The organism is Actinacidiphila cocklensis (assembly GCF_907177275.1).
Lineage (GTDB): Bacteria > Actinomycetota > Actinomycetes > Streptomycetales > Streptomycetaceae > Actinacidiphila > Actinacidiphila cocklensis.
This window is the reverse complement of the sequence record NZ_CAJSLV010000092.1, coordinates 112,812-127,383: the sequence shown is the minus strand read 5'-3', so window position 1 is coordinate 127,383 and position 14,572 is coordinate 112,812. Positions and strand designations below refer to the sequence as shown.

Sequence of the window (14,572 nt, the reverse complement as noted above, 5' to 3'; positions counted from 1 at the left end):
TCACCTCTCCCCGCTCTCCCCGGCGGCGAGCGCCGGATGGTCGCGCAGTTTGCGCAGGCCGCGGCTCGCCTGGCTCTTGACGTTCCCGATCGTGCAGCCCAGCGCGTCGGCGACCTGCTGCTCGCTGAGGTCCTCCCAGTAGCGCAGCACGACCACCGCCCGCATCCGCGGTGGGAGCGCGGCGAGGGCGGTGACCAACGCGGCCCGGGTCTCGACGTGGCCGGTGGCCGCGGGCCGGCTCCGCTCCGGCAGCCGGGAGGTGAGCAGGTGGACGACGCGGCGCCGGCGGAACCGGCTGAGGTTGTTGTTCACCAGCGCGCGGTGGACGTAGGCGTCGGGCTCGTCGAGCCGGCTGATCCGCGGCCAGGCGAGGAAGACCTTGGCGAGCGTCGTCTGGACCAGGTCCTCCGCCTCGTGGTGGTCGCCGGTCAGCAGGTACGCCGTCCGCACCAGCCGCGACCAGCGCACCGCCGCCCAGGACTCGAAGTCCGAGCCCGCGTCCACGGCGGCCGCGACGTCCCGGGACAGGTCGCGTCCCGGGACGTCGCGGCCGCGCGTGGGCGCGTCGAGCGGTGGACTGTCAGAACTGGGCAAGGACCGTGCCCGCGGCGTCGTACACCGTCACCTCGGGCTTCTCACCGGGGAAGCCGCTGGTGGGAGCGCCCCAGGCGTATCCGGTGGCGTACCCCGGGTGCCCGCCGAGCGTGACGACCCGGGCGTCGTAGGTGGCGCCCTGGACGGTCACCGTCATGCGGGCCGCCCGGCCGTCGCCGATGTAGAGCGGGGAGTAGAGGGTCCCCGAGGCGTCGCCCGAGGACTGCAGGCTCACCGTGCCCGCGGGCTGGTTGCCGTCGACCACGCTCTTGCAGGTGGACCAGTCCTCGGGCGGCGTGCCGACGCAGCGCTCGGTGCGGGTGAGCTTCAGGTACTGGCCGTGGCCTGCGTTCACCAGCTGCCCGGGCCGCACCACCAGCACGCGGGGGGCCGCGGCGGGCTTGGCGGGAGCGGCGGCGTGAGCGGCGGCGGGCGCGGCCGCGGCCCGGTGGGCGGCCGGGGCGGCGGCGGGAGTGGGCACCGCGGACGCGGAGTGGGCGGTGGCGGCGGCGACCGTGCCTGCCGCGGCGAGAGCCACGGCGGACGCGAGGATGCGCAGTTTCATGGTGCTCCTTCGATACGTTCGGTCTCGCGGAGGAGCGGGTGTCTCGTCCCTCCATCCCCTTCACTCCCGAGGCGCGGACGAGGTTGCACGGCTTCCGGGACTTCTTCGCGGCGGCCGGAGCGGTCCGGCACCGTTCCTGAGCGCGGCTCAGGCGGTGGGAGCGGTCGGCGGTGTGACGGCTCGTGGGGCGGGGCCGGTCAGCGGTGTGACGGCTCGTGGGGCGGGGCCGGTAGGCCGAGCGCGGCGGCCAGCTGCCGGCGGGTGGTCAGGCCCAGCTTGGCGTACACGTGCTGCAGGTGGTTGTCGACGGTGCGCACCGACAGGTGGAGGGCCTCGGCGATGTCCTTGCTGGTGGTACCCGCGGCGGCGAGCCGGGCGACCTCGTGCTCCCGCGCGGTCAGCGACCTGGCCGCCGGCGCGCTGCGGGAGGTGGCGAGCAGCGGGGTGCGCACTCCCGGGCAGCGTGCGGTGTACGCCTGCGCCCGGTGGGCGGCGGCGGTGGCGCGGCGGCGGTGGCCGGTGCTCCGCCACCCGGCCGCCGCTGCCGAGGCGGCTTCCGCGGCGAGCAGGTGGGCGCCCAGGCCCGCCAGTTCGTCCGAGACCTCCTGGAGGGCGGCCGGGTCGTCCACGGCGAGCCCGGTCGCGAACCGGACGCGTGCGGCGGTGAAGGGGCCGTCGCAGAGCCGGCCCAGGTCGGCGAGCCGGCCGGCCGGCTGCTCCGTACCGCCCATCCGGACGACGTCCGTCAGCAGCAGCAGCTCCGAGGTGCGGTGACCGGTGCGCCGGGCGTCCCGGGCGGAGGCGGCCAGCACGGTGCGGGCCTCCGCCAGGCGCCCGCGGGCCGCCAGCAGCCAGGCCTCCGCCAGCCCTTCCTCGCCGGCGGCGAAGCCCATCACCGGGCAGTTCCGCAGCTCCGCCACCGCCGCTTCGGCGGCGTCCACGTCGCCGAGCAGCGCCGCCGAGGCGCCGAGACCGGCCCACGCCTGGCGCAGCGGCGGAAGGAAGCGGTGGGTGCGGGCCTGGGCGACGGCCTCGGCGTACCACCGGCGGGCCGCAGCGACATCCCCGGCCAGCCACTCCAGCCTGCCCCTGAAGCAGGTCATCCAGATGCCCGGCAGGGTGACGCCCTCGGTGACCATGTCGGCCAGCGCACCCTCGGACGTCTCCCGCGCCAGGTCCAGCTGCCCCGCGTCCGCCAGCGCGAAGACCAGCGGGTTGAGCTGGGAGTACGGGGTGCGCGCCGCCTGGCCGCGCTCGGCGAGCCGCCGGTGGGCCGCGTGCGCCCGCCAGCCCCACTCCACGGCCTCCTCGACGCGGCCGACGCAGCACAGGGCCGCGGTCCTGCCGAACGCCGCGACCTCCCAGACCCCGCTCTGCGGCGACGGGGCGGCGTCCTGCGGGGCGGCGGCGTCGTCCTCGACGTCGGCCAGCAGCTCCACGCCCTCGGCAGGCCTGCCAGAAGCGGCCAGCATGGCGCCCTTGTTGAGCCGCAGCAGCCGCAGGCTCGCCGGGTCGCCGACCTGCGCGAGCGCCCTGTCGTTGACGTCGAGCGCCTGCTCGGTGCGGGCGGCGGCCCAGAAGAGGTTGGAGGTGCGCACCAGCACCGCGGTGACCCGTTCCTGCTCGCTGCCCGCGCGGCTCTCCGCCTCCGCCATCAGCGCGTCGGCCTGCTGCCAGCGGGCGAGGTTCATCAGCGCCTCGCCGTTCATCAGGCAGGTGCTGGACGTGCGGTGGCTGTCGGGCAGCGCGCTCAGCAGGGCGTCGACCTGCCGGTAGTCGTGCGCGTGCCGGCCGACCATGGCCGCACGGACCAGTAGTTCGGGGTCGGCGGTGCCGGTCGCGGCCAGGTGCAGGGCGGCCAGCTGGGCGGCGTCGCTGCGCCGGCGGCCCCCGTGCGCCTGGACCCGCTCGATGTGCCGGAGCAGCAGGTCGCGCCGGCGCGGCTCGGGCAGGCCGTCCCGCACCACCTCCCCGTACAGCGGGTGGGCGAGGCTGACGGTGGTGCGCCGGCCGTCCTGGTGGACCCGGGTCAGGCCGGACTCGTCCAGGCCGATCAGCGTGTCCAGCCCCGACACCGCCTGGGCGTCGGCGAGCGCGACGGGCTGGCACAGGGCGAGCAGTTCCAGCACCCTACGGGCCGGCCCGGTCACCGCGGCCAGCCGGGCCGAGATCAGCTCCGCCAGCACGGCGGGTACCGGGGGCGCGTCCCGGGTCAGCGTCCAGATCTCCCCGTCGTGGGTGAGCGTCCCGGCCTCCAGCGCGGCATGGACCAGTTCGCGCAGGTAGAGGGCGTTGCCGAGGGACCACGCGAAGAACGCCCGCAGCGCCCGCCGGTCGACCGGTCCGCCGAGGACCCCGCGCAGCACCGCGTCCATCTGCTCGGCGTCGAAGGGGGCCAGGTCGGTCCGGAGCACCGCGTCGCCCTGGGCGAGGGCGTCGACCGCGTCACCGAAGGGCTCGCCGGTGCGCACGGTGGCGATCAGCCGGATCACCCCGGCGTCCAGCAGGTACTGCAGGAGCACCGTCGATGCGGTGTCCAGCAGGTGCAGGTCGTCGACCAGCACCACCCACCGCCGGTTCCGCCGCGGCCCGGCCAGGTCGCGGGCGACGGCGGCGAAGCCGCGCACCGGATCGGTGAGGTCCGCCCCGCCCGGCAGGAGGTGGGCCAGCGCGCCCAGAGGCACGTTCCGGCTGCTGCCGCCCGCCGTCCTGATCCCCTTCCAGCGGCCGCCCACCGCCCGCGCCTGGAACTCCTCGGCGAGCCGGGTCTTGCCCACCCCCGCAGGGCCGAACAGCACCGCCCCGCGGCACCGCGGGTCCTCCCACGCCCGGTCGAACGCGGCCAGTTCGGCGTCCCGCCCCACCAGGGGCCACGCCGTCCCCCCGTCCGGACCACGCACCGCGACCTCCCGCCCGTGTCGCGTGCGGCCCCCCGGCCCCGCGCGGCTTTCACCCTACTCATGCGTAACACCCGTGGCTTGATGGGGACTTGGCCGAGGGAAGCGAAGGCGGCGGGGCGGCGCGTCCGCCGGACCGCGGCGCGGATTCCGGCTTAGCCTGGGCAATGGTCCCGGTGTGTCCCGCGGAGGCGGTCATGGGTGTGTTCAATCCGGCCTCCCGCTGGCCGCTGGTCGCGCGGGACGCCGAACTGGCGGCGTTCGGCGGGCAGTGGAGCGCCCCGGGCTTCCGCGGCTGCGTGCTGCGCGGGCCGGCCGGGGTGGGGAAGACGCGGCTGGCCGAGGAGTACCTGGCCCGTGCCGCGCGGGACGGCTACCGCACGGGCCGTGCCCGGGCCACCGCGGGCGCCGGCACGGTGCCGCTGGGCGCGATCGCCCATCTCATACCGGCGACGGTCGACCTGTCCGACCCGGTCGCGGGATTCCCGCGGGTGGCCGCCGCGCTCGCCGGCCCGGGCCGGGACCGCCGCTGGGCCTTCCTCGTCGACGACCTGCACCTGCTGGACGCCACCTCCGCGGTGCTGCTGCGGCAGCTGCTGGAGACGCGGACGGTACGGCTGATCGCCACCGTCCGGAACGGCGAACCGGTCAGCGAGGCGGTGCGGGCACTGTGCGCCGCGGAAGGGGTCCGCGGCAGCGAGCTGGCCGAGCTGGACCGCGCGCAGGTCGCCGAGGTCCTGGAGGCGGCGCTGGGCGGCCGGGTGGGCCGCCGTACGGTCCGCGACCTGCACGCCGCGTCGGGCGGCAACGTGCTCTACCTGCGCGAGCTGGTGACCGGCGCCCTGGCCGCGGGGACCCTGGCGGGCGACGGGCAGATCTGGGAGCTGAACCGCAGCAGGCCCGGCGGCACGCCGAAACTGGCCGAGCTGATGGCGGCACGGCTGTCCGCCGCGGACCGGGCAGGCCGGCCGGTACTGGAACTGCTGGCCCTGTGCGGCACGCTGTCGCTCGCCGACGCGCGGGCGGTGGCCCCGCCCGAGGTGCTGGCCGGTCTGGAGGACGGCGGGCTCGTCGAGGTCGGCACCGACCGGCGGCGCACCACCGTGGAGTTCCAGCACCCGCTCTACGGCGAGGCGGTCAGGGCGGAGTTACCGGCCCTGCGCCGCCGCGCCCTGCTGCTGGGGCAGATCGCGCGCGTCGAGGCGTACGGCGCCCGCCGGCGCGAGGACGTCCTGAACCTGGCCACCTGGCGCCTCGGCGCGCACGGCACCGCCGACCCCGCCCTCCTGCTGCGCGCGGCCACCCTCGCGCGGCACGTCCGCGACTACGAGCACGTCGTCCTGCTGCTGCGCCCGCTGGGCGACGCGGACCACACCGCCCGCAGCCTGCTGCTGCTCGGCGAGGCCCAGTTCGAGCTGGGGGACTCCGCGCAGGCGGAGGAGACCCTCGTACGGGCGGCCGGTCCGGCCGCGACCACCGCCGAGCGGCTGGACATCGCCTTCGCCCGCACCCTGAACCTGTTCTGGGCGGCGAACGACGCCGCCGCGGCCCTCGCGGTCAACGCCGCCGCCCGCACGGAGCTGACCGGGGCGGACGAGCAGCGCATGCTCAGGGTCAACGAGGGCGCCTTGCAAGCCGCTTCTGGCGGCCCCGCGCGGAGCCTGGAGCTGCTGGCCGACCTGGACCCCGACCCGCGGCAGTCGCCGAACCCCAGCGTGTGGCTGATGGGCGCGATGATGAAACCCGTCGCCCTTGCCGTCACCGGCCGGGCCGAGGAGGCGGTGGAATTCGCCGGGCGCGCCTACGACCTGCACCGCCGGCTGGAGGAGCAGTCGCTGCTGTTCGCCCCGATCGGCCACCTGATCACCCGGACGCTGGCCCTCGCCGAGGCCGGCCGGCTGGCGGAGGCACGGGCCACCGGGCACCGCGCGTGGGAGGCGGACGGGCACGATCGCAACCCGGTCACCTGGATCTGGCTCGCCTTCCACCAGGCGCGCACCGAATGGCTGGCCGGCCATGTGGAGCCCGCCCAGCGCTGGTTCGCCGAGATGGTTTCGGCCTGCCGCGCCCACCGCATCCACCGCGGCATGCGGCTCGGGCTGGCAGGGCTGGCCGCCTGCGCCGCGCTGACCGGGGACACCGCGGCGGCGGAGAGCATCGGGCGTGAGGCGGCGGCGTACCCGCCCTCGGACTTCCGCGCGGGGGAGGACCGGCTGGGCGAGGCGTGGCTGCACGCGGCGCGCGGCCACCTGGCGGAGGCGCGGCGCACCCTGGCCGAGGCGGCCGCCGCCGCACGGGCCACCGGCGATCTGGCGTCCGAGGGGCTGCTGCTCACCGATCTCGCCAGGCTGGGCGCCGCGGAGCAGGCCGCCGACCGGCTGGCCCGGATCGCCCGGGCCTGCGACGGCGCCCTCGCCCCTGCCCGGGCCGCCCTCGCCGCGGCGCTCGCCGCCGGCGATCCGGAGGCGCTGATGGGCGTGTCCGGGGAGCTGGAGGCCGCGGGAGCCGACCTGCTGGCCGCGGAGGCGGCCTCGGCGGCCGGAGCGGCCTGGACCCGTACCGGCCACACCCGCAGGGCCGCGGGCGCGGCCCGGCGGTCCGCGGCGTGCGCCGCCCGCTGCGGGGCGGTGCACACTCCCCTGCTGGCCCCCGTCCGCACCGCCGCGGCCCTCACCGCCAGGGAACGGGAGATCGCCCTGCTGGCCGCGGGCGGCTCCACCAGCAAGGACATCGCGGCCGCCCTGCGGCTGTCGGTGCGCACGGTGGACAACCACCTGCAGAACATCTACCGCAGCCTGGGCGTCCCGGGCCGCCGCCAGCTCGCCCGGGTCCTCGGCGGTGCGGACCGGCCGTGGCCGGCCAGGACCAGGTAGCGAAGCCGCGCTCCCCGGCGGGACCGGCCGGCGCCCCCGTACGGGCGCGGGGGCGGCGACGGCAGGCCCTGTGCCCTCAGCGGGTGAGGATGGCGCCCGAGGAGAAGCTGTCGCCGTCGTCGCTGGACACGTAGTGCCAGCCGCCGACGGTGAGGTGGCTGCCCGAGGAGGTCACGGAGGAGACGCCCAGGGCGAGTTGCGGGTCGCTCTCGGGCAGGCCGAGGGACTGCCAGCCCGCGGCGGGGGTCCAGGACAGGCCGACCGCGGCGTCGTCGTTGCCGCCGACGACGGCGAGGCCGCCGTGCGGGCGGAGGGTCAGCGCCTGCAGGGCGAAGGTGCCCGCGGGCAGCGGCACCTCGGTCCAGGCGGTGCCGTCCCAGTGCAGGGCCAGCCCCGCCGGCCGCTGCTTGTCGGTGTCGCGGGACCACCCCACCGCCCACACGTCGGACGGCGTCCGTGCGGCGATGTCGAAGAGGACCGAGGAGTCGGGGAACGCCGGGGTCTTGGTCCGCTTCCACTGCTGCCCGTCCCAGTGCACGACGAGGGACTGGCCGGTGTCGTAGTCCGCGCCGACGACCCAGACGTCGTCCGGCGCGACCTCGTCGACCTGGTAGAGGCCCCAGTTGCCGGAGCCCGGTATCTGCACGGACCGCCACTGCCGGCCGTCCCAGTGCTGGACGACCGGGACCTGGGCGAAGGTGTCCCCGTCGTAGCCCTCGCCCACCGCCCAGGCGTCCCGCGCGGAGACCGAACTCACCGACAGCAGGCCGGCGTCGACCGTGCCGGCTGGCAGGGCCGTGTCGGCCGTCAGCCGCCACGAGCCCGCGGCGTAGCGCCCGACCAGGACGCCCTGGGCGTCCGTCCCCTGGTCGCCGACGAAGAACGCGGAGCCGTCGGGGTTCGTGGCGATGTCGTTGATCCTGCTGTTCCACGCGCCGGCGCCGCTGAGCGGCAGTTGCCGCCACGTCCCGCCCTTCGCGAGGTCGCGCTCGTAGACGGTGGGGGTGAAGCCGATGACGCCGCTGTCGGGGTCCGTCACGACGTTCGCGCCCGCGGCCCAGGTGACCGCCGGGGTCGGCTGCGCCACGCTCATCACCGAGACGGAGCCCGTGGACGTCTCCGACCACGTACCGCTGTCCGCCGCCGCTGCCCCGGCCGGGCCGCTCACGGCCAGCGTCGCGGCACCCGCGACTGCGAGGACCTGCGCGGTCCTGCGTGGGAACGACATCTGCTTTCTCCCTTCGCGGAGGAACGCTCCTCCTGCTCACCTCATGGACGCGCCACCCCACCGGAGGCGTTACGTCCGCTTCGGCGCCGCGCCAGGGCGTACGTGGCACACGCTTTAGGGATGACAGCTCAGCCCGAGATCACCCAGCGCGACCTGCGCAGTCATCAAGGGCCTCGACAACCTCCTCACCGTCGTACCCGTCACCCGGCCCACCGTCCTCCACGACCGGTAGGGCTTGCCCGCCGCACGCGCGGATGTGTCCCCCACGACCGGTGGGGCGGTCAGGCGACCGCCGTGCGGAAGGCGCGGCGGGTTGTCCGCCGCCGGCGGGGGCAGCGGGTGAAGGGCTCAGGTGGAGGGCTGGTCGGTGCGGGCGAAGACGCCGTGGAGGATGCCGGTGGCCTGGCCCACTTCGATCAGGTAGCCGTCGGGGTCGCGGATGTAGCAGCGGATCTCGGCCTCGCGGTCGATGGGCGGGGTGAGGAACTCCGCGCCCTTCGCGGACCATTCGGCGTAGCAGGCGTTGATGTCGGCGACCCGCAGGTTCATGAAGCTGGAGATGGTGTGGGGGTCGTCGGGCGCGACCAGGGTCACGGCGGGCTTGTCCGGGGTCGGGCCGCCGCCGGGGTTCATGATGATCCAGCTGTTGGCGAGCTTGACCGTGCAGGGGTTCTCCGCCAGCACCACCTCCCCGCCGAGCACCTCGCTGTAGAAGCGGCGCGACCGGGCCACGTCACGAACCGTCAGGAACACGGTGACCAGCAGGCCCTGGTCCGGGGCAGGAAAACCGTCCATGCGCGCATCATCGGCTCTCCGGGACCGGTGCCGGGGGAGGAACGGCGGTGGCCGCGGCCGGGCCCACCCGTTCGGCGGCCACCGGTGGCCGGCCGCGCGCCCCGGGGCCAGGCTGGTGGGCGGCGCGGAAGCGCCGTGGAAAGGAGCGTCACCCGATGGCCAAGTACCTGATCCAGGCCTCCTACACCGCCGAGGGCACGAAGGGGCTGCTCAAGGAGGGCGGCACGGGGCGCCGCAGGGCCGTGGAGGAAGTGGTCGGCGGGCTGGGCGGCACCGTCGAGGCGATGTACTTCTGCTACGGCGCCGACGACACCGTGCTCATCGTCGACCTCCCCGACGCGGCCTCCATGGCCGCGGTGAGCATGATGGTCACCGCGAGCGGCGCCCTGCAGACCAGGGCCACTCCCCTGCTGACCGTCGAGGAGATCGACGAGGCGACCCGCAAGCAGGTCGCGTTCCGGCCGCCGAAGGCCTGACCGGCGGCCTGTCCGGCCGCCCGACCAGCATGTCCGGCCCGCTTCCAGCGCGCTGAAACCGTCGTGAAACCGCGCTGAATGCGCCGCCCCGCAAGCTCTGCGGCATGACGACAACGACACCGCACTCACCCGCCATCGCAGCCGAGGGGCTGCGCAAGGCCTACGGGGACAAGGTCGTCCTCGACGGGGTGGACCTGACCGTACCGACGGGGACGGTCTTCTCCCTGCTCGGCCCGAACGGCGCAGGCAAGACCACCGCAGTGAAGATCCTCTCCACCCTGGTCACCGCCGACGCCGGCACCCTCCGCGTCGGCGGGCACGACCTCGCCGCCGACCCGCAGTCCGTACGCGCCGCGATCGGCGTCACCGGCCAGTTCTCCGCCGTCGACGGCCTGATCACCGGCGAGGAGAACATGCTCCTCATGGCCGACCTGCACCACCTGTCCAGGAGCGAGGGCCGGCGGGTCACCGCGGAACTCCTCGAACGCTTCGACCTCGTCGAGGCCGCCAAGAAGCCCGCCTCGACCTACTCGGGCGGCATGAAGCGCCGCCTCGACATCGCCATGACGCTGGTCGGCAGCCCGCGCATCATCTTCCTCGACGAGCCCACCACCGGCCTGGACCCGCGCTCCCGCCACACCATGTGGCAGATCATCCGCGAACTCGTCGCCGACGGCGTCACCGTCTTCCTCACCACGCAGTACCTGGACGAGGCCGACGAGCTCGCCGACCGCATCGCCGTACTCAACAACGGAAAGATCGTCGCGGAGGGCACCGCCGAGGAGCTCAAGCGGCTCGTCCCGGGCGGCCACGTGCGGCTGCGCTTCTCCGACCCCGACGCCTACCAGTCCGCGGCAACCGCCCTGCGCGAGGTCACCCGGGACGACGAGGCGCTCGCGCTGCAGATCCCCAGCGGCGGCAGCCAGCGCGAGCTGCGCTCCATCCTCGACTGGCTGGACGCGACCGGCGTCGAGGCGGACGAGCTGACCGTCCACACCCCCGACCTCGACGACGTGTTCTTCGCCCTGACCGGCGGCACCGACATCCCCCAGCAGACCAAGGAGAACGTCCGATGAGCACGCTGTCCCTCGCCCTGCGCGACTCGAACACCATGCTGCGGCGCAACCTGCTGCACGCCCGCCGCTACCCCTCGCTCACCCTGAACCTGCTGCTCACGCCGATCATGCTGCTGCTGCTCTTCGTCTACATCTTCGGCGACGTGATGAGCACCGGCATCGGCGGCACCGACCGCTCCGACTACGTCGCCTACATCGTGCCCGGCATCTTGATGATGACCATCGGCGGCACCGTGATCGGGACCGCGGTCTCCGTCGCCACCGACATGAACGAGGGCATCATCGCCCGCTTCCGCACGATGGCGATCCACCGCGGCTCGGTGATCGTCGGGCACGTCGTCGGCAGCGTGCTGCAGTGCGTCGCCAGCGTCGTCCTGGTCGGCGCCGTCGGCGTGGCCATCGGCTTCCGGTCCACGGACGCCACACCGCTGGAGTGGCTGGCGGCGTTCGGGCTGCTGGTGCTGTTCTCGCTGGCGCTGACCTGGATCGCGGTCGGTATGGGCATGGCCAGCCCGAACGCGGAGGCCGCGAGCAACAGCGCGCAGCCGCTGATCCTGCTGCCGCTGATCTCCAGCGCCTTCATCCCGGCCGGCACCATGCCGGGCTGGTTCCGGCCGATCGCCGAGTACCAGCCCTTCACCCCCGCCATCGAGACCCTGCGCGGGCTGCTGCTCGGTACCGGGATCGGAAACAACTGGTGGATCGCGATCCTGTGGTGCGTCGCCCTGGCCGCGCTCGGCCACCGCTGGTCGAAGGCCTCGTTCAACCGCGACCCGAAGTAACGGCCATGACAGCGCGGGCCGCCTCCCGCAACTCCTCCCGCCCCAGGGCGGCGTACTCCGACAGCGCGTCGGAATACGCCGCCCCGTCGGCGTCCTGCGCGGCCTGCCGGGCGCGGTCCGCCGACATCGTCGGCTGGAACTCGCGCATCACCCCGAGCCGTTCGGCCAGCGCGACCATCCGCACCGCACCGGTGTCGCCGGCGGCGAGCCCCGCCGTGCCGAGGGCGTGCAGCATCGTGCCGAACAGGGGGAGCTCGGACGGCGAGCCGACGGGTTCCGAGAGCAGGGCCAGCAGCCGCTGCCGCAGCCGGCCGGCCGCCTCCGCGACCAGCCCGAGCCGGCCGGCGTGCGCGTGGGCCGTCACCGCCACCGACTGGATGAGGAACACCCACGGGTCGTGGCCGGCGTCGCCGTCGCGCGCCGCGGCCGCCGCGAGCATCCGCTCCACCGCGCCCCGCCAGAGCCCCAGGCCCACCTCGGTCAGCCCGCGGGCGAGCGCGATCTCGGCACGTCCGCCGAGGTCGGGCCGGTAGAAGTCGTCCTGCTGCGGGGTGCTGTGGCTCTCCGCCTGGCGCATCCAGTAGTCGGCCTCCTCGGGGTCGCCGCGCTGCAGGCACGCGAGGGCCAGGAGCGAACGGATGCCGATGTGGTCGTGCCCGTCGCCGAGCCGCGGCAGCACGTCGAGCGACGCCTGGAGATGCTCGTACGCCTCCTGCCCGCGCCCCGTCCGCAGGCACAGCTCGCTCAACCGGGAGTGCACCATCAGCTGGACGGACGGGTTGTCGACCGGCGCCAGCCCGGCGACCGCCCGGCGGGCCGAGACCAGCGCGCGGTCGATGTCGTGCTCGAACTCCCAGACATAGCAGGCGACGCACTCGGCGATGCCGGAGAGCAGCGGCTGCCCGCTGTCCTCGGAGAGCCGGCGCAGCACCTCGTAGCCGGGCGGACGTATCTCGGGGATCGCGCTCAGGACGACCGCGGTGGCGCGAATCAGCGTGTCCGGCGGAGCCGGCGGCAGCCGGCGCAGGGTGACGATCTGGCGTACGGCGCGGGGGCCGGACCCCATGAAGACGGTCGCCGCGCCGAGCACCGCCGCGGTGCGGGCGACCTCGACGCCGGCGGGCTCGGGCCGGTAGTGCGACAGCGGCGGGCCGGTGTCCGCGGCGAGGGCGGCGAGGCGGGGGAAGTTGGTGCCGGTGGACCACAGGCTTCCCAGGACCGCGGTCAGGGCGGCGGTGGCCGGGTGGTCGGTACGGGCCAGGGAGTGCCGCAGGGCCGTGACGAGGTTGTCCTGCTCGGCCTTGATCCGCTCCCACGCGGCCGAGGAGTCCGCACCGAAGAGCGCGTCGTGGTGGGCGGCCCCGAACTCCCGCGCCCAGTCGAGGAACCGGCCGACGGCCGCGTCCTGTTCGCCTGCCTCCTCGCGCCGGGCCGCGCTGAACTCCCGTACGGTCTCCAGCATCCGGAACCGCACGCCGACCGGGGTGTCGGCGACGGTGAGCAGCGACTGGCCCGCCAGCTGCTCCAGCAGGAACAGCGCGTCCTCGCCGAGGACCCGCTCGGCGGTCTCGCCCAGGAAGCCGCCGGGGAAGACCGACAGCGTGCGCAGCGCCGCCCGGGCGTCCTCGGCCAGCAGGTTCCAGCTCCACTCGACGACCGCATGCAGGGTGCGGTGGCGCTCGGGCGCGTCCCGCGCCCCGCCGCGCAGCAGCGCGAACCGGTCGCCGAGGCGCCGGGCGATCTCCGGCACCGACAGCACCCGCACCCGGGCCGCGGCCAGCTCCACGGCGAGCGGCAGCCCGTCGAGGTGGCGGCACAGCTCGGCGACGGCGTCCGGCGGCAGCTGCACGCCGGGCCGGGCGGCCAGCGCCCGCTGGGTGAACAGCTCGACGGAGGTGTCAAGGCCCAGCTCCGGCAGCGCGTAGACCGCCTCCGACGTCAGGCCGAAGGCGGCCCGGCTGGTGGCGAGCACCCGCAGGCCGTCGGAGGACGAGACCAGGGCCTGCACGAGGTCGGCGGCGCCCCGCACGACCTGCTCGCAGTTGTCCAGGACCAGCAGCGCGGGCCCCGAGCCGAGCACGCCGAGTATGCCGGCCACCGGGTCGGCCACGGGGCTGCCCATGGCGCCGCCCGCGCCGAGCGCGGAGGCCACCTCGGCGGCCACGTCGTCGTCGGCGGTGAGGCCGGCGAGCGGCACGAAGTACACCACGCGCTGCTCGGCCCCGCGGCTGACGGCGTGCGCGAGCCGGGTCTTGCCCAGGCCGCCGGGGCCGACGACGGTGACGGCGCGGGAGCTGCCCAGCAGCCGCGCGACCGCCGCGACGTCCTCGTCCCGGCCGAGCAGCGGGTTCGGCTCGTGCGGGACGCCGTGCCGGACGGCGGGCGACTCGCCGCGCAGCAGCTCCCGCTGCACGGCCTTGAGCCGGGCGCCCGGGTCGGTGCCGAGGCTGTCGCGCAGCTCACGGCGGTAGGCCTCGTACCGGGCCAGCGCGGCGGACGGCCCCGAGGTCGCGGCCTCGCCGCGCAGCAGCTCGGCGAGCAGCTCCTCGTCGCGCGGATGCTCCGCGGCGGCCGCGCCCAGCGGCCCCGCGGCCTCCGCGTGCCGTCCGAGGCGGGCGAGCGCGAGCGCCCGGGTGCGCAGCAGCGTGCCGCGGACGGGCGCGCGTTCGGCTCGCAGCGCGGCCACGGGGTCGGCGGGGTCGCCCGCCGCGTCGGCGGTGCCCTCCCACAGCGCGAGTCCCGCCTCGGCCGCGGCCAGCGATCCCGCGTGGTCCCCGGCCCTGGCCCGGTCCGCGCCGGCGGCGGCGTGCAGCAGCAGGGCGGCGCTGTCGACCTGCTCCTCGGCGAGCGCGAGCCGGTAGCCGGCCGGCGTGCTGACGATGACGTCGGCGCCCAGCTGCGCCCGCGCCCTGGAGACGAGGACCTGCACGGCCTTTCCCGGCCGCTCGGGCAACTCGTCCTGCCACAGCCCCGCAACCAGCCGCTCGGCGCTGCAGCCCGTGCGCAGGTCCCCCGCGAGCAGCGCGAGCAGCCCGCGGAGCCGGGGCGCGGTGACCTCCTGTCCGCGGTAGGCGACACGCGGCAGCAGGGTCAGGTCGGTGGTCACCCGTGCAGATTAGCCAAGGCCGGGGAAACCGGAACTCCCGCTGCGGCGCCGGATGCCTGGTGCGGGCCCCGCCGGTGCCCGCGGCGGAGTCCCGGGCTCGTCGCGGTGTGCGGCGGGGCGGGTGCCCGCGCCGTACGGGGGATCGGGATATCGTCCCGCGTGGTGCGCTGGCCCGGGCCG

10 protein-coding genes are annotated in these 14,572 nt (G+C 75.6%); 4 read left to right on the top strand and 6 right to left on the bottom strand.

Annotated elements, in window-relative coordinates; all coding sequences use genetic code 11:
- The 3 genes from NFU81_RS32895 to NFU81_RS32885 all read right to left on the bottom strand — a co-directional run bounded on the left by NFU81_RS32895 (position 1) and on the right by NFU81_RS32885 (position 4,059).
- Complete coding sequence (locus tag NFU81_RS32895; protein ID WP_422665357.1) at positions 1–528, bottom strand: SigE family RNA polymerase sigma factor; 528 nt, start codon at positions 526–528, stop codon at positions 1–3.
- Positions 529–580: 52 nt separating this feature from the next.
- A complete protein-coding gene (locus tag NFU81_RS32890; protein WP_251498458.1) occupies positions 581–1,159 on the bottom strand; it encodes a hypothetical protein in 579 nt (192 codons plus the stop codon).
- Positions 1,160–1,356: 197 nt separating this feature from the next.
- The gene (locus NFU81_RS32885) at positions 1,357–4,059 is read right to left on the bottom strand and encodes a LuxR C-terminal-related transcriptional regulator (protein ID WP_251498455.1); all 2,703 of its coding nucleotides are present in this window, start codon (positions 4,057–4,059) and stop codon (positions 1,357–1,359) included.
- A gap of 194 nt (positions 4,060–4,253) precedes the next feature.
- Here NFU81_RS32885 and NFU81_RS32880 point away from each other — a divergent pair, with 194 nt between their 5' ends.
- Positions 4,254–6,929, top strand: coding sequence for a LuxR C-terminal-related transcriptional regulator (locus NFU81_RS32880; protein ID WP_251498452.1), 2,676 nt, complete (start codon positions 4,254–4,256; stop codon positions 6,927–6,929).
- A gap of 76 nt (positions 6,930–7,005) precedes the next feature.
- On the opposite strand, the gene NFU81_RS32875 is transcribed toward NFU81_RS32880, so the two are convergent.
- Both NFU81_RS32875 and NFU81_RS32870 read right to left on the bottom strand, forming a co-directional pair.
- Positions 7,006–8,157, bottom strand: coding sequence for a hypothetical protein (locus tag NFU81_RS32875; RefSeq protein ID WP_251498449.1), 1,152 nt, complete (start codon positions 8,155–8,157; stop codon positions 7,006–7,008).
- A 348-nt stretch (positions 8,158–8,505) separates the two neighbouring features.
- Positions 8,506–8,952: a VOC family protein gene (locus NFU81_RS32870; protein WP_251498446.1), complete on the bottom strand. Its 447-nt coding sequence runs from the start codon at positions 8,950–8,952 to the stop codon at positions 8,506–8,508.
- A gap of 155 nt (positions 8,953–9,107) precedes the next feature.
- On the opposite strand from NFU81_RS32870, the gene NFU81_RS32865 reads away from it, so the two are divergent.
- The 3 genes from NFU81_RS32865 (at position 9,108) to NFU81_RS32855 (ending at position 11,286) form a co-directional block, all read left to right on the top strand.
- Positions 9,108–9,428: a GYD domain-containing protein gene (locus NFU81_RS32865; RefSeq protein WP_251498443.1), complete on the top strand. Its 321-nt coding sequence runs from the start codon at positions 9,108–9,110 to the stop codon at positions 9,426–9,428.
- 104 nt (positions 9,429–9,532) lie between these two features.
- Positions 9,533–10,504 carry an ATP-binding cassette domain-containing protein gene (locus NFU81_RS32860; protein WP_251498440.1) on the top strand — a complete coding sequence of 324 codons (972 nt, stop codon included), beginning with the start codon at positions 9,533–9,535 and terminating at the stop codon, positions 10,502–10,504.
- Entirely contained in the window at positions 10,501–11,286 is a 786-nt protein-coding gene (locus NFU81_RS32855) for an ABC transporter permease (RefSeq protein WP_251498437.1), read from the top strand. The genes NFU81_RS32860 and NFU81_RS32855 overlap by 4 nt, the downstream gene beginning before the upstream one ends.
- On the opposite strand, the gene NFU81_RS32850 is transcribed toward NFU81_RS32855, so the two are convergent.
- Positions 11,267–14,392, bottom strand: coding sequence for an ATP-binding protein (locus tag NFU81_RS32850; RefSeq protein ID WP_251498434.1), 3,126 nt, complete (start codon positions 14,390–14,392; stop codon positions 11,267–11,269). The genes NFU81_RS32855 and NFU81_RS32850 overlap by 20 nt on opposite strands.
- Between the last annotated feature and the right edge of the window lie 180 nt (positions 14,393–14,572).